We start from the raw sequence: 21,086 nt of genomic DNA on the forward strand, positions 1-21,086 counted from the left end.
GCCTTGGCGGCGGCCACGGGTGGGCTATCGGTCTGACGGTACTTCATGTAGAGCCTCATTTGGTGATCGGTAATGTGTCGGCCTGGCACGCGAGTGATTCCTCTTGGCGGAAGAACCACTTGCATAACCAGCCGGCCGCGATCACCAGTCGGCGCGGTCCGCTGTGGATCGCGCCGACGCCGGGCTCGTAACTCCGGTCGGGCTACGCCCTCCCTGCGTCACGAGCCCGGCGTAGCCCTCTCATCATGGTCGACGCTCCACTTCCATCCTGTTCGCCGCGCGGCACCTAGAGAGAATTGCTTTAGATCGAAACTAAACTCTTCTGGATCGGCGGAGAACGACGCGGCAGGGTGTCGGTGCAACTCGCCCTGTAAGTCCTTTTCCAGTCGCTGAAGCTTGTCCGAAGGGACGGAGGCTGGTGACGGAATGGGTTGATGATCAAGATGATCCAGCACTTGCAAAAGCTCCCACTGATGAAGCTGCTCGGGATTGATCGCGACGTGCCCTTGGACGAAAGCCGACGGGGCGGGTTGATCCTCCTGCCCGTCCCGAAGCTCCTCTCGCCGACTGCTAGCTTCGTACGAGGCCCTGTGCTGTGCAGCGGCGTCGCCGATGAGCGTCGGTTCCATCAGTGCCGCGCTTTCGGGATGGATGGGGGCCACGTTCGGGGGGCGGGCGCGACCGCTCCGTTGGCGTACGATGACTTCGCCCGTCGACCGAAAGGTGCGGAGATGGTCTAATGCTACAAGGAGGATTTTGGGATTTCCCTTTCCGACGAACTCGTATACGTCACCGCCATTGCTCAGCGACTTATTGTCCTGCCGAGCAACAATGCTCGGTCTGCGTTTTGCGAAGAGCCAACGGCTAAAGCTAAGAAGAGCGCCTGCATGTTGCTTCGCCCCACCGGCGACCATCCCGCCTTTGATGAGAGCCTCCTCAAGCCTCAAGATTTCGGGAGCATCCTCGGATAAACAGGCCGCTTGTCCAACTGATGCCCCCGTACCACAATCCCAGTTGATTGAGCCGGCTGCATCGCGGAGGCTGCTGACATTGCTCCACCACCGCCTGAATTGGCGAACTCGCTCAGCTGCTGCTCAATGGCAACGCCTTGCGGACTTTTTAGGGCCCTTGGCCTCTTCGCTGCTCTCAACTCAGCTGTGTTACGCTCATCGTTGATGAGGACCTCGCTTGGCAAGAGGTTGCTCCTGGCAAGTGCACTCATCGGCTCGGCCGGGGACTGCTGGTGTAGCTAGACACATTGGTAGAGGGCCTACCGCGTGGCCCACCGTCAGGGATCGCGTTATCGGCTTCGCGCACCTCGTTTAATTGCTGCTCAAAGTCGTCTTGCCCGGATCGGTCGGGTTGATGCTCTTGCGAGACCTGTACCGCGGCCCGGCAGTTACGTCAAAATTGTGCGGTTCCACATTAGCCTCTCGTCATGCAATCAATTGAGCTAGTCCTACTATGAACAAACTTTCGAGAATCTGACGAGCCGTCGCCCGCGGCTCTCAATCGTCGCGCAACTTCATGCCGAAATCCTCGACTTGCGCGCCACCGGTCTGTCGCCGCGCGGGATCGCGCCGCAGATCGCCATGAGCGTGAGGACTATCGAACGCTGGCTTGCTGCGGGCGGTGAGCCTGAGCGCCGGCGGCCGCCCGCACACTCTGTCCTCATTGATCCTTTTCGAGATTATTTGGGAAAAGCGCTGGGAGGAAGCTGACCTTAGCGATTTTTATCGCACCAAGCTCGCTGTCATCGGCTTCCCAGGTCCAGTGGGCACTTGCACTCTGCTCCCGAGCGGACCAGGTGTTTGCAACGCAGCGCGAGGGGCCTTTGCATAGCGCAATAACTGAACTGGGCATGAGGCCTTAAGCTATGCAGGTTGCGAAATACCGCGCCCGCCGAGGAATTTGGGCGGCCATCAGGAAAAGCCTTTGTCAGCAAACTTTCGTTTGGTGGCCAAGTTCTTGGCGCTTGGCCATCGCCTGCGCTCGGCGCCGGTGCTCCCTCGATCAGGAATGCGTTCGATCTGTGGTAGCTGCGGTTTTCAAGACAAGAATTGGCGGACTATGTGAAAGGATCAGGGATGCAGAAAGCATGTCCGGGCACGCACCAAATTGGTAGAATCGCTTGGCAGATTCTACAAAGAGGAGGCTGGACGGTTCAGGCCGTGCCCCTGCAACGGATCCATCGCCTGCCAACAGCCTCGCTATAGAACGCCTTACGCGAGCTGCCCCGCCGAAAGCTCGATTGCAGGCCCTGCTGCCTCTTCAGCCACGTTCAGGATAAATGCGTACGCGCTGGCGGCCTTCGCTCTCCACCAATTCACCCCTGTAAGGCACTCCGCGGATCTCGAAATAGGTTGGTTGGCCCGCCCGCGGCAAGATGCCTTGGCCTTCCAGGGCGCGGACGAGGTAGGGCGGAAGGAATCGATCTCGGTGCTCCCATCCCCGCGGATCAGATACCCAAGATCAACGGGCCCCTCACCGGATTGCACGGCTGGCACGATCGGCCGGGGACGATAGAGCGACTGAGACGGGCCTGGTTCATCCGGCTGGCTCACGCGGGGATGATGGATCAGGCGAACATCCCTGCGGCCTCCTGGTCCACCGTAGCCGAAAATAGCGCTCCCCATTGATCACAAACTGACTTGGCCCGAACTGGTTTGGCAGCAGATGCATATTTCCCAATACATCGATCAACACGACTGAAGCCGCCTGGGAGCCGTGGCGCCAGCCGGCGCCAACGATCGCTCCTATATCCCGCAGCTCCGGAGCCGCCCCCGGCGGTCCTGCGAACGACGAGGCGGCTGCAAATTCAGATGCTGGCGCAGAGCGCGCATCGTCACGCAAGTCGTGGGGTGTGGGGTGGATCCAGATCAACGAAGGAGTCGAGACCGCCGTAGATGTTTGACGATCGAGGCCTCACGCACGACGGCGATGCGGAGTCTTGCATCTGTTGCCCGAGCCAGGCCCAGGCTCCCTGGCTGGGGGTGGCCGGTGTAGCAGGAAGCTCGAGCGGCGGATGAGCTTGCGCGCCCCAGTGCGGCGCTGGCTCTGGTGAGGCGGGTCCTTGGATCTGCTCGCCAAGCCAGTTCCAGGCTCCGGCGCTCGGCGTCGCCGGGGTTGCGGGAAGCTGCTGCGACGAACCGGCCTGCCAATGGCTGGGCGGCGCTGGCATCGATATGTTGGGCCCGTGGATCTGCTCGCCAAGCCAATCCCAGGCGCCCGCGCTCGGGCTAGCTGGCGTTGCGGGAGGACCCTGCAGTGCATGCGGCTGTCGAGCAGCTTCCCAAGAAGGCTGGCCCGGATCCTCAGGAGGCCTCAATCCAAGCGCCCTGTTCGCCTCCAGGATTTGCTCGTATCCGCCAAGTTTGACCAGATCAGCATTGATCTTCTTGTCGTTGGTTTCGCGCCTGTACTCCTCGAGATCCCGGACAAACGCGGGGGTGGAAAGTCGGCCGGCCATCGGTGGCCTATCATGGGTCCGCAGCCACTCACTCAGCTTAGACATGCGGCGAGCTTGCCTGTCGATCGTCTTCGGCTCGATCCTGTGTGTTGCCTTTTCCGCCGCCGCCCACATGTGGATGAGGGTTGCGTCCGCGCCGTGAGGAGCCAGTCGGCGGAGATCAGGCGCCAGGGCGTTTCCGGCACCGACCTCACGGAGCTTCTTCAAGGCCGCCTTGATGCGCGTGCCGCGGCGGCCTGCGTACCTGTCGACCTCCTCATCGAGCTCAGCTTCCAGCTGGTGGTTTTCCACCTCCGGATTGTCCTGCTGCGCGTTTTCCAATTCCCGGCTATTCGATCCGCAATTGAGGGCCTGCCGTGCTCGCTCAGGAGCACGCTCAAATGGCGCAAATCGGTTGCCGCATTCTTGATCGTGCCGTCGGTGAGGTTACCCGCCGCCTTGTTTCGGAAATCTTTAATGAGCTCCTCATCGGCCGCAGGGACCCCGCGCGTCCGGCCCGGCTGCCTCGCATAATCAATTCGTAAATTCGTCGAAAAGACGTCAGATTGCCCAGCGTCGCGCGACGAATTTTCACTGCTGCTCCGGCCAAGCGCCTTGCCGATTCCCGACTTGAAGCGTGACCATAATCTGCGGCTTTTTCCGCTTTTGGCCGACGCGGCAGACTCTGCGTCCGGAAAGCTTTAGCGCGCGCTGCTGAACAGATCATCTCGCAAACTAGACTGCGGCACTTGCGTCGCAGCGGTAAGCTGAAAGCTGGGAATGTCTACGCTCCGGCGCGTGTCGCCTAGCGCACTCTCCCTAAAAGTGGAGTGCGGCGGCGCCCGCATCGAACCGCCGAAATCGTCCCGCCGGACTGCTCGACCACCTCCTGCGGGAGGCCGATCAGGTGAAGTTGACTTGCTTTGATCAGACGGATCGAGATGCAAATCCTCCATACGCTTCTCAAAGTCGCCTTGCTCGCTTGAGTCGCCCCGTCGCTGACCCGCCCGCCCCGGCAGCGCGGCGTACTCCCGCATCCAGGCTCCTGAATCGAAGAATGGGTCAATCGGATCCATCCTGCTCTCCTCATGTTTGTAGAGACCCTGCAGCAATCCGTACGGCCTGGATTACGGCGAGATTGCAGCTCTTCAGATTCTCGATTGTTGTAGCCGCAACCTTTCAAGAAGCTGACGAGATCAGGATATTGCTGCGCGCGAGACCGGCGTCGCATCGGCACCCGCCTGACGACGGACGGAGTTGCTCCAATTTTATCGCACCTCTTCGCCGGTTTCGTGTTCGAGCTGACGAAATTGGTCGACCGATCTAACAATGGATCGCCGGTCGATCGTGCGCCGAATTCAAGCATCACGGCGGGACTTACATAGCCGCTACCGTCTCCAATGGATCATACGTGACGTGCATCTTGTCGTCCTTGAGCTTGTCCTATTGCAGGCGTTCATTGATGACGCACAACGTCTTTTCCTTGACGCAGACCGGAGGCGTTCTCGCGCGTTAGCACTTTTGCTTTGACTGCGGTTCTGAGGGACCAAATTGTCCACCGGGTCCGGAGCTGTTGCTCGAATGCCGTATGTGAGATCCACGTCGTACGAGAAACGGCGAATTGCGCCGTAAGCCTTCGAAAGGGACGTTCCGCTCGGAGACGAGATTCTCGCCCAGTGGCGACGAGCGCGTTCAGGCATCAAAACGACCCCAAACATTCTTTTTCGAGAAGATGTGCAGGGCGTCCTGAGTTCGCAGCAGTAACGGTGCCTGGCAAGCCAAGTTGGCAATGAAGATCCGGCAGACTTCGATTCGCTCACTTCAATCGGGCTCAGTCTTTGACTGAGGGACCGCAAGGCTTCTCTTGCAGTCTCGGGACCGCCCCGCTCGAGCGCGCACGACCTCACCTGCACGACGGCTTGGCCATCGTAAGCTGCCAACGCGGTGCATGCTTGAACTCCACAACTTGCTTGCCAAGATGGAGCTCGCGGAACGCCCCCGAAGTCAAATAAACCTGCCGAACAGTCTGCGGCCTCGTCAACCGAGTTGGTTGGCTGAGGCAGCGCCTCCGTAACCGATGATTTCGCCGCGGCGCGCCTTGGTCTCCTCAACAACTTTTCGACCGACTGAGCTCTCGTTCCGAAGCAACTTTCGACGGGGCGCAGATAGGCGCCCTCGCCTCGCGCACGGGAATTTTCGTCGCTCACCGACCGAACGAATATAGCCGCGAAGCATCAGCCCACTTCGCTCTCCGGAGATCTGCGCAAGGCGCTGAACAGGCAAATCAGCCGTTCCCGAGCGATGACGACGTGCTGACGTGACGGTCCGTAGAGCTTGCCGACACTGATCCGCCAAAACGGACAAGATGATCTGCGAGCTGAAGCGGGCGCATGTGGGTGGACGGCGAACAGATGAGATCGTCGCGCCGGCCCCCCTTTCCGTCGGTTTGGCTCCGGCGGCGGTTGGGTTGCTGTACAAGACTCTCCATCACAATCAGGCTCGCTCCCCTCATTCATCCGAGGATCGCCGTGGAACCCCTTCACCGTGAACATTGCTCTTTGTTCGAACCTGATGGTTCGTGGGCAGCCAATCTGTGACACCCGCGAAGAACACTCTCAGCGACCATCTCGCAGCTTCGCCATCTTTCAGTTGATGGGAATGAGGCTCGCGGCCTGATGGGTTAGCACCGATGCCGAAGGATCTATATTCGGCATAATAGCTCGTGCTCAACTTGTTGGTCTCGCCGGGAGCCCATTCGCGCCAGCCTTCCGCAATCACTCGTGCATCTATCTTTGTCGACAGGAAGACCACTGTGGCGTAGGAGCGCCAGGGGCGGCCAAGCGCGATATAGCGCGCAGCAGGGTCGGCACTTAGCCTGCAATGATCAAAAACATAGCCACTGTCCTCATCCGGCGTTGCCTTGCTCTGAGCGGTATAGATGACCGCTTGATTGGCGATGCCGTGCAATTCACATTGCCGGAACCAGACCTTGGCGTTGCCAAATATGAAATCGACATGCCCTTCGATGTAGCAGTTCGAGAAGTATTGTCGTGACATTCTACCGTTTGGTCCCTTGCCGGCAAACAGCGTGTCCTGGGCGCCGAGCAGGCGGACGCGCGTAATGACGTCCCTATCTCCGGTAACGGACAGCGCTACCGCCTGCGAAGGTGGATTGGCCGGATTGAGGGCATAGTCGTTCTGAATGGTCAGATTCTCGAGCCGGAAGTCATCGCTAGGGGCATCCAGCGTCGCCGAACGGGCCGTTCCTCCTACATTGACCGCGCCGTCGCCATACACAATGACCGTATCCTCCGGCTTGTTGCCAGTCCCTGCGAGATGAACACCGGATTTCGTGATTTTAACCTTCTCGCGATAGATGCCTGGCGCGATCCGGACGTTTCCGCCTTCCGCCGGCAATGCGTCGATGGCTTGCTGCACGGAGTGATAGTCTGCATTTCCGGCATGCGACACCAACAGTGGATGAGCGTACGCCGCGGCGATGCAGAAACATCCCGCCAGAAGTGCAGCGGAGGAAACGAAAATTCGCATGTGATCTTACACTTCGTTTCTCAGCGGGATAGCCGTCGCGCATCGACACAAGATTTTCATCGCCAAATCAGAACCTGCGTCACCTTGACATTTCCGGCCCTGCAAAACTGTCGGCCAATAGCAACCAACTCGGGACATGAGCCCGACCTTCGTCACACCAGTAATCTTGGCCCCAGATGCGGAACTCACCACCTGAGTTCGGCGCCGCGTGTAGTGCTTACCGATTGCCGTCGCGGAATGCCTTGGAACATACCTCCGATCCGCGCAGCGGCGGTTGTGTAGCTCGTCCGGGCAGCGGGGGCCATACGTCAGAGTGATTTGCGCTGACGTTCGCATGTTCAAGTTGCCAAGTCGCGGAATTGGCAAATCGAACATCTTCGAGTGTCACGTCCAGGGCATGCCGCTCGTCTATGCCGCGCATCAGCAGCACACCAGTGTCGCCATGCACATGACGGAGAACGATTTGCCGATAGACCGGAATCCTCGTGCCTTGAGCGCGCGGATCATATTTTGCATCGAAAGCCAGCGGCCACCGGTTGCCCCTCAGGCACACGTACTCATAAGTCACGTTCTCGACCAGACCGCCTCGACCAACATCGCTCTTGATGCGCAGGCCCGACGTCGTACCATCCAGTGTCAGATTACGCACCAATATGTCTCTGGCCCCGGAATTCACCTCGCTGCCGATCGACATGCCATGCCCCCAGCCGAAATAATTATCAATGATCGAGATATGGCTGCTTGAACCATTGTCGCCGGCCTTGATTGCGACGTTGTCGTCACCCGTACGGATCCAGCTGTGGGTGATGGTCACATCCTGACTGGCGCCAAGATCGATGCCATCGGTGTTGCGGGCATCCGCCGGCGAATCGATCGTGAGGGCCCAAAACGTGGCACCTTCAACCCGGTTCATCGCGACATGAAAATTGGCAGCGTTGCGCAAGGTGACACCAGAGAACGTGATATCCTGCGCATGATCGACCTGGATCAAGCGTGGGGCGTTCTGATTGCCGCCCTGGGCTTGGGCGCGGCGGGCTAGCTGCCACCAGGTTTCCGCGCCGCCGCCGATCAGCGCGCCGCCCTGACCATCGATGATGCCCTCTCCGTAGATACCGCCGCCGCGCGTTTTAGAAAAGCTGATGAATGGCCGGCAACCGTCGCCCTTTTCCGCAATGCGACCACATTGTCCGAGGCCCTTGTCGTAAGCGGCAGGTTCGGGGATGGCGATCAGTGTCGCACCGCGTCCGACCCATAAGGTCACGCCCGATTTCATCTCGAGTGGACCTGAGTGAAACTCGCCGCGCCCGAGATAAACTGCAGCGCCATCGGGGCAATGTTCAATGGCCTCCTGTAGGCTAACTGTATCGTTCTTGCCGGAAGGCACAGGGCGATCACAGACCGTATCAGGTGCAACAGGTTCGGCGATAGTCCGGCGGTCTTGCGCTTTTGCGGCGGGGCCGACAACCATGGAGGCGAGTATGGACAATAGGGCCCAGTTGCGAAAACGCTTTGTCATTGACCTGCTCGTGCTTTTGTCACGCGCATCATTGTCGCGTGCCTTTTCTGGTATTGAGCGCTGGCTTGATCGAGTCGCCGCGTGCGTCACTGGCGCGCACAAGATGACATTTATCCGACGCAGTAGACGCCTGGACTTGAGATCGCGCAGCAGCACCTTGCCTATGCGCGAAAAAGATGAAGCGTTTTGCGATAGTACGAAAATCCAACAACTTCGTAACGTCAGCCTGCTCACACTGATTGAGCTCCCAACCGGTCCCCGATTTCATTTGTGCAACTCCAATTGCGCGTGAGTCCACGCAGCCTCTCGTCCAGGATCGGTGGGCAGTGAGTATTCGGGAAAGCTTTCGAGAAGCTGACGAGGCTACGGCCGGCACCGGATCGCATTCGCACCGGATCCCCTCTTCCTGGTGTCTCACGAATTTTTAGATGACTGCCGTTACCCGCCCTGTTCCGGAGTGATCGCTTGCGGGACATAGTCAGTGAGTTCCGTCATCATCCATGCGATGCCGGAGGCATGGTCGGCTTCCGCGGTCAGCACCGCTCGGCACGTCGCCTGCCCAACGGCCATAGCGGACCATCGTGGTCATTGAACGCGCCCGCTCGCGCCCCCTCCATGGACGCCTAATCGGAAATTTCAACGACTTAAAGACGGACAAGACGACCGAACTGGCTGGAAGTGGAGAGCTCTTGACACTCGATTCAGGACATCTACGTGAGCAGCCCCGAAACAGGAGGCTCTAGCCAAAGACGCGGCGATACGTCCCCTATCTGGTGCTGCTCTGCGCGCATCCCTGGCGGACGCACCGCGATCAGCCAAAAAGCCGAGCCTATCGGCAAGGCCGCACCTAATTGTCCAGTTCGCCCGCCGGGTTCGCAACACCATGCGTCTCGAGATCTTCGCCAGGTCCGTCCCAAAACCTGTCGCCGTTAACGTGCGCGGCGGCAGCTTTCAGCGGTCCCATCGAGGCGAAAACGCCACGGCAGCATCCGGGTTAACAGGATTATCGAGGCTTCGCGATTTAGGCGGCCGTGCGTTGCGTATTGAATTGTTTGCCGCAGAGTTGCGCTGGCGTTCATCGATCGAGACCGCTCGACACTCAAGCCTCCGCTCCAGATCCGCCAATCCTGCCTTACATTCGGCGACAACCGATTGGGCGCGAAGCAGCTTGACCTTGAGCTCGTCCTGTTGCCTGAGTATGTTCTCAAGATCCCAATCGTTCTGCATTAGCTCATTGACCATCTGCAAGCCCCGATGCAAGGCCGACACCTAGCTTCAAGAGCGCAGGCTCTGCATGTCGCAGATGCCCCACCCCGAACCATGGGCTAATCCGATGCCAAACGATCGTCCTGAGGACGCCTTTACGCTGGCGTTCTTGCTGAGAACCACCATTCGTTGCGAGCCCCCAAGACAATCGGCTTCTGCCCGGCAAACCGGAGCGCGATCCCAAGATGGCAGAGTTCGCGAGGCAGGCGCCCGGTTTGGAAAGCGCATCGGGGGACCTCTGCCATCGATCAAGCGGGCATATTTCATCTCAATACTTCAACCGGATGCTGAACGAGCATCATAGTCACAGGTGGTTTCGTCCCATCTTCAAGCAACTGGCATGCCAATGCTGGTTGAGCGTTTTTATGAAGAAACGATGTCGGTTTGCCCGCAGCACGTAGTTGCGGGCGGTGCTGTTGTCGCGCTTGAAACAAATGACGTCCTGAGCGAGACAGCCAAAGCAGCAACCACGAGCGTCCGCGCGCATTTTCTAATGAAACTCTGGCAGGACTGGATCGAGTTCTTCCTGCTCGAGCGTCTTGGCTCCATCTTTCGCCAGGTACGCTGCCAGAGCTGCGATACCGGAGTCCGGTGGACATCGAGCGGGTGCGGATTTTTTGAACGGCACTTGTCCCAAACGCTCGGCAACTTCGACACTCATGAGGTGGGCACGGATCGGCCGGTCGACGGCGCGCTCGATGGTGTGGAAGATCCAGGTGCCGTCCGGATCGATGTCCGACCAATGAAAGATCGGCGTCTGTTCGGATACCAATCCTGCGATCGTCCGCAGCGCCTGCTGGGTGGCAAGCGAGGGGTACCCTCCGACATACATGGTCGTTCCTAATCGGCCGGGGTCCGCCTCGGCGATGTGCCGGTTGAAGCTTGCGAAATTTTCGATCGTTAGCACGTAGGCCGGCGGCTCCCGGAAGCGGACGCGATCTGCTTCCTTGGGAGTGATTCCGAGATACAGCGGAGAGATTCCGGAGAGGTCGGCTCCATCGAGGTCGATCTTGCCCGCGATCAGCAGCGGTGGCGCGAAGCGCTCAAGGCCGATTGCCCGGAGCGCCTCGCGTGGCCGCGCGCCGGGGGGAAACTCCAGGATGCCGCTCAGGAGCCGCACGACCGCGCCTTCGATCCGTTCGAGCGTTTTGCTGTGCCCCACCGTTCGTCTCGAGAAGGTCTTGTAGTCGACGCCAAGATGTTTGTTAGCCAGGATGGCCTGGGCGAGAACGAACGCGTCGCGCAGTGTCTCGACATCGGACGAAGCAACCCCGTGCCACGTTTTCCCCCGCCCCCATACCTCGGCGACTTGGGAAGCGCTGTTCTTCAGAGAGTCGTGCATCGCCGCCCCGGCGACAAGCCGCACAGCGGCATCCTCCGCGATGCGCGACGCGGGGGTACGGCGGAGATATCGGTATAGGATCTCCGCCGAGGCCAGCCGCACATGTGCCACTTGGTCGCGCATGGGGCCCCGCCCCCAACCAAGGGAGACCGCGCCGGCGCTTTCGGCTTCCCTGATCTGTTTCAGGAAGGCGTCCGCCGCGACTACTGATGGGAAAGCGGGGTAGTCCGGGTGGGCGATCGGGCTTGCGGCCCCCGCCTCGAAGCGGTTGAGCAGGTCGTTCAGCAGGCCGATCGCATCCGTGAAACGCCGAGCCATGGCTACTCGGCGGCCAGACGGGTGGCGAGCTCATCTTCGGACATCAGGTCCGGATCGATGGCCATCAGCTCGCGCTTGGCCTTCTCTTTCAGTTCCACCACAGTGGCCCTGGACTGCTCGCCGATGCGGTCCACCTCCACGATGGTGTCCATGTGCTCGAGCACGGCGACGCGCTTCTCGAACGGCGCCGCGATCACGAACTGCAGGCCGAGGTTTTTGTAAAAGCTCATCATCTGCCGCTGGTTCTTGCCGTCCATCTTGGAGAAGGCCTCATCGAACATGGCGAGCGCGAAACCGGCGGGCTTGCCGGCACGACGCTCCGCGCTGCCGTAGACGGCGGCCAGCGAAGCGCCGATGGCAACGTAGATAGGCACCTGTTGTTCGGCGCCAGACCCGGTGCCGCGCCGCTGCTCCCAGCGGGTCGAGCGGCCGGTGGCAACATCCTCCATGTGGATCTCGAAGGTGTAGAAGTTGCGGTAGTCCTCGAACTGGGTGAAATCCTTGTCGGGGTCCTCGAGCAGCGCCTCGAGTGCGACGATCGTATCCTTGTGCGGGAAGTCATCGGGCACGTCGCCCCGGAACAGCATATCGAGCGCCTCCGGAGAGGTTTTGGCGATCTCGATGATCTTCAGGATGGGCTGGAATTCCACCATCTGGGTGCGATGGAATGAATATCGCTCGTTATGGAACGGATGTGCGTAGAGGCTACGGTTCAACGATTGCAGCTCCCGCTCCATCTTTCCGATCCGGGCCGTGAGCGCGTTGATGAACTCGCCGCGCAGCAGGGTAGAGGCCTTTTCCGCCGCATCCCGCGCCTGCCTTTCGTACTGGCGCAGCTCATTGGATTCGATATCCGAGATCAGCTGCTCCATCCATGGCTTCACCTCCCGCAGCGGCTCGCTTTCCGCACCGACCTGCGAACTCATCCCGAACTGGTCGAAGTAATCGTAAAGAAGCTCGCGGACCCGTCGCTCGATCCGGGCGCGCTCGTTGTCGGACACATTCGCATCCTTCAAGGCCTTCTCGGCGATGGCCCGGTGTTTCTCAGCGAAGCCCTTTTGGGCTGCGGCATCGAGGCGGTCGCGGTAGACGGCCCTGCCTTTCGCGGTGGAGTAGAGTGGGAAGAACTTGCGGTATATCGACCGGGCGACCCTGAGGTTGAGTTCGGAGCCGGGCACGTTCTCGCCCTCTCCGAGCCTCCTCTCCGCCGACCTGACCTCGCCGTCATGCTCGCCGAACGCCTTCTGCTGTGTCTTTCTCTCCTCCAGCCTCTTCTCCTTCAGCTTTTGCTGCGCCCTCTTTTTGTCGCGAAGCCCGCCGTCCCCCGCGCCGTCGAGGGCATCGAGCCTGGCCTGAGCTTCAGCGACCTCAGTCTGCGCGGCCGCGAAGGCGGCCGCGCAAGCCCCCAGATCATTACGTCCCTCGCAGATGTTCTTCAGAGCGGCAAAAGCCTGCTCCGCGGCATGGGCCTCCTTCCCCTTGTCGATCAGGATCCGACCCAGCTCCTCGGCCTGATCCTGCAGGGATCGCAGGGCGTTCGCCTGGGCTGCCTTTCCGATCTTATACTGCGAGGATTCGATCCAGCGATGGCTCCGGACGAGTCCGTCGTCGTAGAGGCCGTCCTTCATTATCGCCCGGCCGGGCCTGTTGAACTGGTCGAGCGTGTCGGCGAGACGGACGTTGCCGTAGCGGCGCATGATGAAGGCCATCGCGTCCGGATCCTGGCTCCGGAAGATCGAGGGGAAAGTGCCGCGCTCCGGCTTGGCCCTGAACTGCTCGAGCTTGTTTAGGCTCACGAGCGATGCATGGCGAAACTCGCGGCGACCTTCCTTGAAGATTGACGTGGCGGCGCTGATATCCGCTCTGTCCACGAACACGGCTTCCCGGTCGCGACCGAGGAGCGCCTCGGCGGCTCCTACCCACTCGGGTTCGGCGACTTCGATGATGTCGCAGAGTACGCGCGGGACCATTCCACCCTGCCGCAGCCTGCGGCAGAGGAGTTCAGTGTCGTCGCCGAGATAGGCGCGCGCCCCTCCGGCGGCGTGCTGTCGGATCCGTTCGAGCACCTCGTCGCGCCTGCCGCGGAGGCCGGAAAGCTCCGCGATGATCCTTTGACGCGCTTCGTCGATCTTCGGCAGCCATTTGGCGCCGCTTGCCGCGAAGGACTTCTCGGCCGCGGTGACCTCGTCGGAGACGCCCCCGATGTCGGCCCCGGCGGTGGCGGTCAGAAGACGCTCAAGCGCAGGAACGAAGTCCTCGAAACCGTCCGCGCACATCGCGCGTAGCGGCTCCAGGCGACGGATGTTCTCCATGCGAGCCTTGAAGTCCGCCGAGGCGCGGTGCGCCGCCTGCCCGGCCACATCGGCGGTCTGCTGCAGGGACTTTCTGCCGGTCTTGGCATCGTGCTCGGCGATCGCGGCCGTGAGGCGTTCGATCTCCTTATCGATGGCCTTGACGTCGTCGTCGATGAATTCGAGTTCTTTTGCTGCGGCGTCCCGGCGCGCCATCTCGGTACGCCGCTTGGTCTTGAAGTCCAGGTTTGTCGCGCGCGCCGCGAGCCAAGTCGCGCGTTTTGCGACCCATTCCTCCCTGAACTTGGTCTCGAGCGCCTCTTCAAGCGCGGCGAGGACGCCCCGAAGCGCCCTTAGGGCTTCGAGCCTGAGGCGCATTTTCCGGATGGTCTCGCTGATGTTGCGGTATGTCTGGATCGACTCGCGCAGCTCCTTGATGCCGATCGGACTGTCCTCGAGGATGTAGTTCCGCACGAACTGCGTCGCCGTCTGGTTGTGATCGAGCGTCATCGCGTTGACGATTGATTTCTGCAGGGCGCTGGCGTTCTGTTCGCCAAAGGACGAATGCGGCAGAAGATGGCGCATGTACTCGCGGACATAGTCGCTCGCCCGGTCGCGATGATTGACGAAGTTGCCTTCGCCGACCGCTGCGACGATCCGGGCGCGCACGTCCTCCCACTGCGCCGGGAATTGCGACTTTCCTCGCTGCTCGATGAAGTCCTTGGAGCTCAGAACGGTCCCGACGGCTACGAAGAGTGCCAGCACGGTCTCCCTGCTGTCGGACTTGCGCGCCTCGAGCGCCATGCCGATCGTGACCGGTGACCGGGCGCCTTCCGTGTCTTCGAAACCGAGCGCGATGTAGGTGCGCGCCTCGTCGCGCCGGCGCTGATCTTCGCCGAGCGTCCCAAGGCAGTAATCGACGACGCTGCGCTTCGAGCCGCTGCGCGATTTTCCGCTATCGCCGGCGACCGCGTTCAGGCGCAAGAACCGCCGGCTCCCGCCGGTGAGAACGACCTGTGCCATGTCGAGGATTGTGGATTTGCCGGACCGGTTCTCGCCCAGGACCCCGACGTGTCCCCTCACGTCGATGTCGGCGACGTCGAATAGGTGCCAGTTCACCATCGTCAGGTGGCGTAGCTCCATCATGCCTCGTCTCCTGCGGGCTGCGGAAACCGCGCCTCCTCGCTACGGACGTAGCGCTCGAGCCGTTGGAGGGCATCGCCGCCACTGATCAGCTTAATCATCGGACGGATCCTGATCTCGCAGTCCTGCTGCTCGTCGTCAAAATCACCGATCTCGACCAAACTGCGTTGGGCGACCTCGCGCAGGATGTCCCGGAACCGGGCGGCCGAGATCGCGCCACCGCCGCCGTGTTGCGCCATCTCGCGGTAGCGATCGAACAGGTCGTTCAAAGTGGCCACTACGACGGCCCGGTCCTCGACTGCTCCGACGTTCACCTCCTGCTGCCAGTATGCCGCCAGCACCAGCATGACGATGGTTTCGTCGAGCTTCATCCGGGGCAGCGGCACGTCCTCGTCCATGGCGACGATGCCGGCCCACTGCGCCTCCGGATCGCGGTGGACGCGGTATCCGCAACTATCGAAGAAGCCGTCGACCACGTCGCGGAAGCGGCCGTCCATGATCGTGTTGTAGACTGTCCCGGTCCGGGGGTCTCCCGCGAACACGAACTGCCGCCGTAGCAGGAAGTGCTGCGCTTTGCGGAGGTCGGCTGCCTTTTCCGCGCCGAAGGAGCGCTCGACGTTTTCGAACTCACTGAGCATGAGCCGCCCTCGCCTTCCGGAGTGCGCCCGATCGCTTGACCAGGAAGTTGGCGCAACGGAGCCATTCGCTGTCGTGTGGGGGCGTGTCGGGGCACGGTTCGAGTTCGAACCCGGCCGCGACCTGCGCCGGAACCTCGCCTGTCAGCGCATATCGGCGGGCGCAATCGAAGGCGAGAAAGTCGTCCACGGTATCGATTTCCATGAAGCGGGCTTCCCTGGTCGCGAATGGCGGCACCTGGCCCTCGAGGAATCGTCTGACATCCTCGGGGCGGGGCGCGATGCGAGCGATGTACTCGAGGCGGAGCTTCTTGCGCAGTTCATACAACGGATCCGACGGCGGCTCGGCGAGCTCCCTTGCTTCGACGGGACGGCGCGGCTGCCTGGCCGGCGCCTGATGGTGCTCCGACCAGGGCGACCGCAGCGGCTCGATGCTCCATTCGATTGTCGCCTTGTGGTGCCTGCCGTCGCGCAGTAAGGCATCCAGGCGCCGCACCAGGCCGCCGGCCCGGCCGACGAGTCCCTGCCCGCCCCGCTCGGCGTACTTAATGGTGTTGCGGACCCGGGCTTCGAGCTGCCTGCGGAAGGCCTCGATCCTGTCGAACATCTCCCCGATCTGATCGAAGATGCTTTCGATAGCCAGCAGGTCGTCGGCCGCGGCCATTCGACCGTCCTCGATGTCGGCTGCCATGCTGGAAGCTATGTACTCCTCGGCGAGGACCTGCATGGTTTCCGGGCTGTAGGAGATCCTCCGCGCGAGATCGACGATGGCGTCGCGGAAGCGGTATGGATGGTTGACGGTGAGGATGGACTCGAAATCCTTCAGCAGGAGCTGTTCGATGAACTCCTCGAAAAAGGCTTCGAGCCGGGTAGCGACTGTTTTCGACTCCATGACGGTCCGTCGGACGCGCTTCAGGTCGGCCAGAATGGCCCGCAGACTCTTAGTGAACTGGTCGGCCTGATTGCGCGCCTCGCGGACGGCGAGCGCGGCTTCGCGCTGCTTGCGGTCGGTGATCTCAGGCCTCAGTTTTTCGACGGCCTCCAGGTTGAGGCGGATTTGCACGATCAAGCCGCCGAATCGCTGCGAGAGATCCTTGTTGAGGCTCGCGAGCCGTTGCAGCACGAGCAGCGGTCCCATAGCCATGTCCACAGTGACGCGAAGCCCGTATTCCTCCTCTTCAAGCCATCCCCAGACGAGCAGCCGGGCGTATAGTTGTCGGGCAAGACCGAGCGCCTTGTCGCCCTTCTCGGAAGCGAGCGCGACGTCGGCCTTCCGGATCCGGCGGCGTCTCGCGGAGATCATTTCCGGCAGGCTGCCGAAATCATCGCCCTCGTTCCAGAGGACGGGGTTGGCGCGCATGACGTCGTAGATGGCGTGGACCACCTGCTGCGGCGTCGGGAACGACGGCGCGCCTGAAAAGAAGCGTTCGTGCAGATCCAGCAGACACGCTGCGTACAGGTGCTTGTGATCGCGCGAAAAAGCTAAAAAGGCGTCGTCATGCAAATGGCGGAACAAGGTCAATGACGCGGCTCCTGGGCCCGACCTCATCCTGAGTTGGCGGCACTAAATGCACGGCCTGCCGGGCAAAATGTTAGTGAGAGTGGGTCTTGAAAACACAACCGGAAGATCAGTTCTTAGTATGTTCTAATATAGCTTTCCAGCTCAATCGCTGTCGAGACTCCAAAGGTCCGATCGGAGCTAGTGTCCGGTCTCAGATCGGGAACAATCCGGCCTCAAGTCATTGAATTTGTTGTTGTTACTATTGCGGCAAAATGGATACAAGGAGTTGCTTGGCACGATAGTGATACGAACGTTCGACATGTCGAGGAGGCTCTCTCGCCCACCGGCAGATTCGAGCCCAGCTCTACATCGATCATCAGCTTTAGCTTTTTAGTAATTTCAATATGCCTAGTATACGCGAAAGCGTATGATCTGTAGATATTCGCGGTCGCGTATATTGACAAATTATACGCGTTTGCGTATCATGCCTTTATGGATACGATTGCCCGCACCCCCCAGCAAATCGGCGCCGGGATCAGGCGCTACCGGCGGCAGAAGAAGCTCACCCAGGGGGACCTCGGTGAGAAGATGCATGCGCGTCAAGCGACGGTCTCGAAGCTGGAGGCCGGTGAACCTGCAACGCAGCTGCGCATCTTGATGGATGCGCTGGCCGCGCTCGACCTCGAGCTGGTCATCCGGCCGCGCACCAAATTGACGGCTGAAGCGATTGAGGATCTGTTCTGATGGCGCGTCGCCCTGCCCGCGCGCCGCTCAACGTCTACCTCAACGCACGGCTGGTCGGGCGGCTGCGGCGCGAGAGCAGTGGCGCAATCGATTTCCAGTATGACAAGCAGTGGCTCGCGTGGGAAAATGCCATCCCCGTTTCCGTGTCGCTGCCATTGCGGGAGGATCGTTATATCGGCGATCCCGTCGTCGCTGTTTTTGACAATCTTCTGCCCGATAATGACGACATCCGCCGACGCGTCGCCGAACGCGCGCATGCTGATGGCGCCGATGCTTACAGCCTGCTCTCCGCCATCGGCCGCGATTGCATCGGGGCGCTGCAATTCCTTCCCGACAGTGCCGCACCCGGGGGCGCCGGCGCCATTGATGGCCGCGCCGCTAGCGATCAGGAGATCGCCGCCATTCTCGGCAACCTTGCCAGCAATCCGCTCGGCATCGGCCCCGACCAGGACTTCCGCATTTCTCTCGCGGGCGCGCAGGAAAAGACAGCGCTGCTTTACTGGAAAGACAAGTGGCACGTGCCTCATGGCACGACCGCAACTACGCACATTATCAAGCCGCAGATCGGGAAGTTGCCGAACGGAATCGACCTGACCGGCAGCGTTGAAAACGAGCATCTGTGCCTTGAGCTGGTTGCGGCACTCGGCTTGCCTGTCGCCAAATCAAGCATCATCGATTTCGCCGGGCGCCGCGTGCTCGCAGTTGAGCGGTTCGATCGCATCTGGACGCGCGACGGCCGCCTGTTGCGGCTGCCGCAGGAAGACTGCTGCCAGGCGCTGTCCGTTCCACCCGCGCGAAAGTATGAATCCGATGGCGGACCCGGCATCCGCAAAATCTCGGATTTCCTCAAGGGCAGCGATACGCCTGAGGACGACCAGGCCATTTTCTTCAAGGCGCAGATCGTGTTCTGGCTGCTTGCCGCCACCGATGGCCACGCGAAGAATTTTAGCATTCATTTGGCGCCGGGCGGTCGTTTTCATCTTGCACCGCTTTACGACATCATTTCGACCCAACCGAGCTTGGACGCTGGACAGATCAGCCAAAACCAAATGAAGCTGGCCATGGCGATCGGCAGCAACCGGCATTACATCGTCCACACGGTTCTCGGCCGACATTTCGTGCAGACTGCGAAAAGCTGCGGTCTACCCGACAAAACAGTCAAGGTTGTCATCCAGCAGCTCGGCGATACAGCCGCAAAGGCCATAGATCAGGTGCTGAATGCGCTTCCAAAAGGATTTCCGGAGAAGATGGCCATATCGATTGCTGATGGCGCAAAGCGCCGTGTGAATTCGCTGGCTGTGCTCAAGAGTAGTGAATGATCGCCGGTTTGCGCAAGCGTACGATGACCTCCGTGAACGGTGGCAGGAAGACCGGATCTACCAAACCAAACCTGGAAGCTGCCTACCAGAGGAGCAGCAGCGCGATCAGCAACAGGGAGCGTTGCCCGAAAGCAGCCAACCAGCGGCTCAAGAAACGGGCCCGGTTCAAGAACGGCGATTGCCGCTCTCCTTCGACGGCGAGCGGCCCGCGCCGTCCGTATGCAAGCTCCAACAGCGACTGCGTTTCCAAACTAGGTGTTTAGTCCCGGCATTTGCTGGAGCGGATTAAGTTTGAATCGTTCTGGCTGGGAAGTCCAGCATTTGCAGATGTATTCGTAGGGCGTGAGGCCCTTCAGGGTCTTCAGCCGGCGAGCGAAGTTGTAGGCGCGGACGAAGTCGGCGAGGTGGCTGCGCAACTCGTCATGCGTGTCGTAGTGGAAGCGCTTGACTGTGGCCTCCTTGATGGTGCGGTTCATCCGCTCGACCTGGCCGTTGGTCCAGGGATGCTTAGGCTTGGTCAGGCAACGATCGATATCATTGCGGGCGCAGGCCACCTCGAAGGCATGAGCCCAAAATGGTTGCTTTCGTTCGATCATGGCTTTGATATCGGCCACAGTCCAACTCCCACCGCTTGGGTCGGTGAGTGGGTGCCGTTGTCCGTCAGAACGGTGTGGATCTTGTAAGGGACTGCCTTGATCAAGTTCCGCAAGAAGTCGGCTGTGACACTCGTGGCTTTTCGTGCAACTCGGTGAAGGCGCACTTCGAGGTTCGATCGATTGCGACGAAGAGATAAAGCCCTCCCATCGCGGTGCGAACCTCGGCGATGTCGATGTGGAAGTATCCGAGATAGCTTTTGAACTTGCGCCTTACGCCCTTGCCATCCTCCACGTCGGAAGCCGTGAGATGCCATGGCGCTGAAGACAGCGATAAAGCGATGAGCGTGTCAGATGCGGGATTGTCGCCTGGAGAGCATAAAGGCAGTCATAGTCATCCAGCGGCAGCAGCGCATGCTTGCAAAAGGCGACGATGATGGCCTCCTTCTCAAGCGACAAACTGGTGGATTTTGGCTCTCTCGGGCCGGTCGGAAGATCGGCCACCGAACCGCGCTTCTTCCATTTTGCGACGGTCTTCGGATTGATCCATAACGCTTGGACAGCGCCCCCAGGCTCTCTTGACTATTTTGTATTGTTCGACGGATTGCCTCCGTCGTTGTGGCGCAGCCGTGAAGAACCTGCTCCGTTTGGATACTGTCAACGAAAACCTCGTCCCGCGTAGCGGGCCGATTGTCAGTTCGGCAACAAAGTGTCACCAAGTGGACGATACGCAGGGTCAGAAAAACGAAAAATCAGCAATCTTCAATTCGGCACGCCTCTTGCCCTGTTAACGGCGTCGGCACCAATCGCTTGTGAGCCCGAGATGGATGATTTGGCGACTTTGAGCAAAGGCACGGAGACTGGCTGTGTCGCGAACTGACGTAGAGCGATTCGTCAACGATCTGGGGAACGACGGTGGTCTGCTTGAACGCGTAAAACCAATTGCTACCGGCCTTGCATCGATTGTCGCGATCGGAAAGAGCCTCGGCTACAGCTTCACACCTGATGAAGCTAAAAGTTGCATTCGAGCTCGACAGAAGTTGACGACTAAACCGCTCGCCGGTGGCACTTTTAATTCGAGTGATACGATCTCGACCGGCGCTGTTCAGGCCCTTGCAGAGGTGGCCACGAGCGGCGCGCAAGCCGCGGAAGCGGCCTCTGACCACGCCACAGCAGTTGAGCCCGTTGCAGTTGTTGTGGTTGTTATTGTAGCGGTCGTGGCCGAGGTCTGACATGCCTTCGCTCTGACCGCATCGGGTGGTTGCTCGAGGAGGCGATGAAGTGCGATGAAGTGCGATGAAAACATGAAGTAAGCTTCGTCAATGACACACGCTGCCGCCGAGCACTACCGACAGATTTTTGACCGGCGTACCCCGGAGCAACTGCGCACGCTATCGCATCTCAAACGCTTCATGGAGCGG

The 21,086-nt window shown here is 60.4% G+C and carries 12 protein-coding genes and 2 pseudogenes; 4 read left to right on the top strand and 10 right to left on the bottom strand.

What is annotated here, in order from left to right:
- Positions 1-191 (top strand): annotated as a pseudogene (locus tag IQ16_RS46390) (hypothetical protein); the annotation flags it as partial.
- Between the two features lie 27 nt (positions 192-218).
- Here IQ16_RS46390 and IQ16_RS47080 read toward each other — a convergent pair.
- From IQ16_RS47080 to IQ16_RS42455, 9 genes are all read right to left on the bottom strand, one after another.
- Positions 219-947 (bottom strand): hypothetical protein, encoded by a 729-nt coding sequence (locus IQ16_RS47080; RefSeq protein ID WP_018647403.1) that lies wholly within the window; start codon positions 945-947, stop codon positions 219-221.
- A gap of 1,898 nt (positions 948-2,845) precedes the next feature.
- Positions 2,846-3,790, bottom strand: a complete 945-nt coding sequence (locus tag IQ16_RS42410) for a hypothetical protein (protein WP_018647405.1) — start codon at positions 3,788-3,790, stop codon at positions 2,846-2,848.
- A gap of 1,046 nt (positions 3,791-4,836) precedes the next feature.
- Positions 4,837-5,166, bottom strand: coding sequence for a nucleotidyl transferase AbiEii/AbiGii toxin family protein (locus tag IQ16_RS47820; protein WP_108914090.1), 330 nt, complete (start codon positions 5,164-5,166; stop codon positions 4,837-4,839).
- Positions 5,167-5,956: 790 nt separating this feature from the next.
- The gene (locus tag IQ16_RS42425) at positions 5,957-6,997 is read right to left on the bottom strand and encodes a pectinesterase family protein (RefSeq protein ID WP_011084794.1); all 1,041 of its coding nucleotides are present in this window, start codon (positions 6,995-6,997) and stop codon (positions 5,957-5,959) included.
- A gap of 217 nt (positions 6,998-7,214) precedes the next feature.
- On the bottom strand, positions 7,215-8,513 hold the full coding sequence (locus IQ16_RS42430) for a glycoside hydrolase family 28 protein (protein WP_014497833.1): 1,299 nt from the start codon (positions 8,511-8,513) through the stop codon (positions 7,215-7,217).
- Positions 8,514-10,269: 1,756 nt separating this feature from the next.
- On the bottom strand, positions 10,270-11,439 hold the full coding sequence (locus IQ16_RS42440) for a Wadjet anti-phage system protein JetD domain-containing protein (protein ID WP_011084791.1): 1,170 nt from the start codon (positions 11,437-11,439) through the stop codon (positions 10,270-10,272).
- A 2-nt stretch (positions 11,440-11,441) separates the two neighbouring features.
- Positions 11,442-14,876 carry an SbcC/MukB-like Walker B domain-containing protein gene (locus IQ16_RS42445; RefSeq protein WP_018647407.1) on the bottom strand — a complete coding sequence of 1,145 codons (3,435 nt, stop codon included), beginning with the start codon at positions 14,874-14,876 and terminating at the stop codon, positions 11,442-11,444.
- On the bottom strand, positions 14,873-15,511 hold the full coding sequence (locus IQ16_RS42450) for a DUF4194 domain-containing protein (protein ID WP_011084789.1): 639 nt from the start codon (positions 15,509-15,511) through the stop codon (positions 14,873-14,875). The genes IQ16_RS42445 and IQ16_RS42450 overlap by 4 nt, the downstream gene beginning before the upstream one ends.
- A complete protein-coding gene (locus tag IQ16_RS42455) occupies positions 15,501-17,030 on the bottom strand; it encodes a Wadjet anti-phage system protein JetA family protein (protein ID WP_231166582.1) in 1,530 nt (509 codons plus the stop codon). Before IQ16_RS42455 ends, IQ16_RS42450 begins: the two co-directional genes overlap by 11 nt.
- Positions 17,031-17,501: 471 nt before the next feature.
- On the opposite strand from IQ16_RS42455, the gene IQ16_RS42465 reads away from it, so the two are divergent.
- Both IQ16_RS42465 and IQ16_RS42470 read left to right on the top strand, forming a co-directional pair.
- Positions 17,502-17,753: a helix-turn-helix domain-containing protein gene (locus tag IQ16_RS42465; protein WP_011084786.1), complete on the top strand. Its 252-nt coding sequence runs from the start codon at positions 17,502-17,504 to the stop codon at positions 17,751-17,753.
- Positions 17,753-19,072 (top strand): type II toxin-antitoxin system HipA family toxin, encoded by a 1,320-nt coding sequence (locus tag IQ16_RS42470; protein ID WP_011084785.1) that lies wholly within the window; start codon positions 17,753-17,755, stop codon positions 19,070-19,072. The genes IQ16_RS42465 and IQ16_RS42470 overlap by 1 nt, the downstream gene beginning before the upstream one ends.
- Positions 19,073-19,323: 251 nt before the next feature.
- Here IQ16_RS42470 and IQ16_RS42475 read toward each other — a convergent pair.
- Positions 19,324-20,318 (bottom strand): annotated as a pseudogene (locus IQ16_RS42475) (IS481 family transposase).
- Between the two features lie 213 nt (positions 20,319-20,531).
- Here IQ16_RS42475 and IQ16_RS42480 point away from each other — a divergent pair.
- Positions 20,532-20,897: a Nif11-like leader peptide family natural product precursor gene (locus IQ16_RS42480; RefSeq protein ID WP_011084781.1), complete on the top strand. Its 366-nt coding sequence runs from the start codon at positions 20,532-20,534 to the stop codon at positions 20,895-20,897.
- The last annotated feature ends 189 nt before the right edge of the window (positions 20,898-21,086 follow it).

This window comes from Bradyrhizobium huanghuaihaiense, from assembly GCF_007830635.1.
Classification (GTDB): domain Bacteria; phylum Pseudomonadota; class Alphaproteobacteria; order Rhizobiales; family Xanthobacteraceae; genus Bradyrhizobium; species Bradyrhizobium huanghuaihaiense.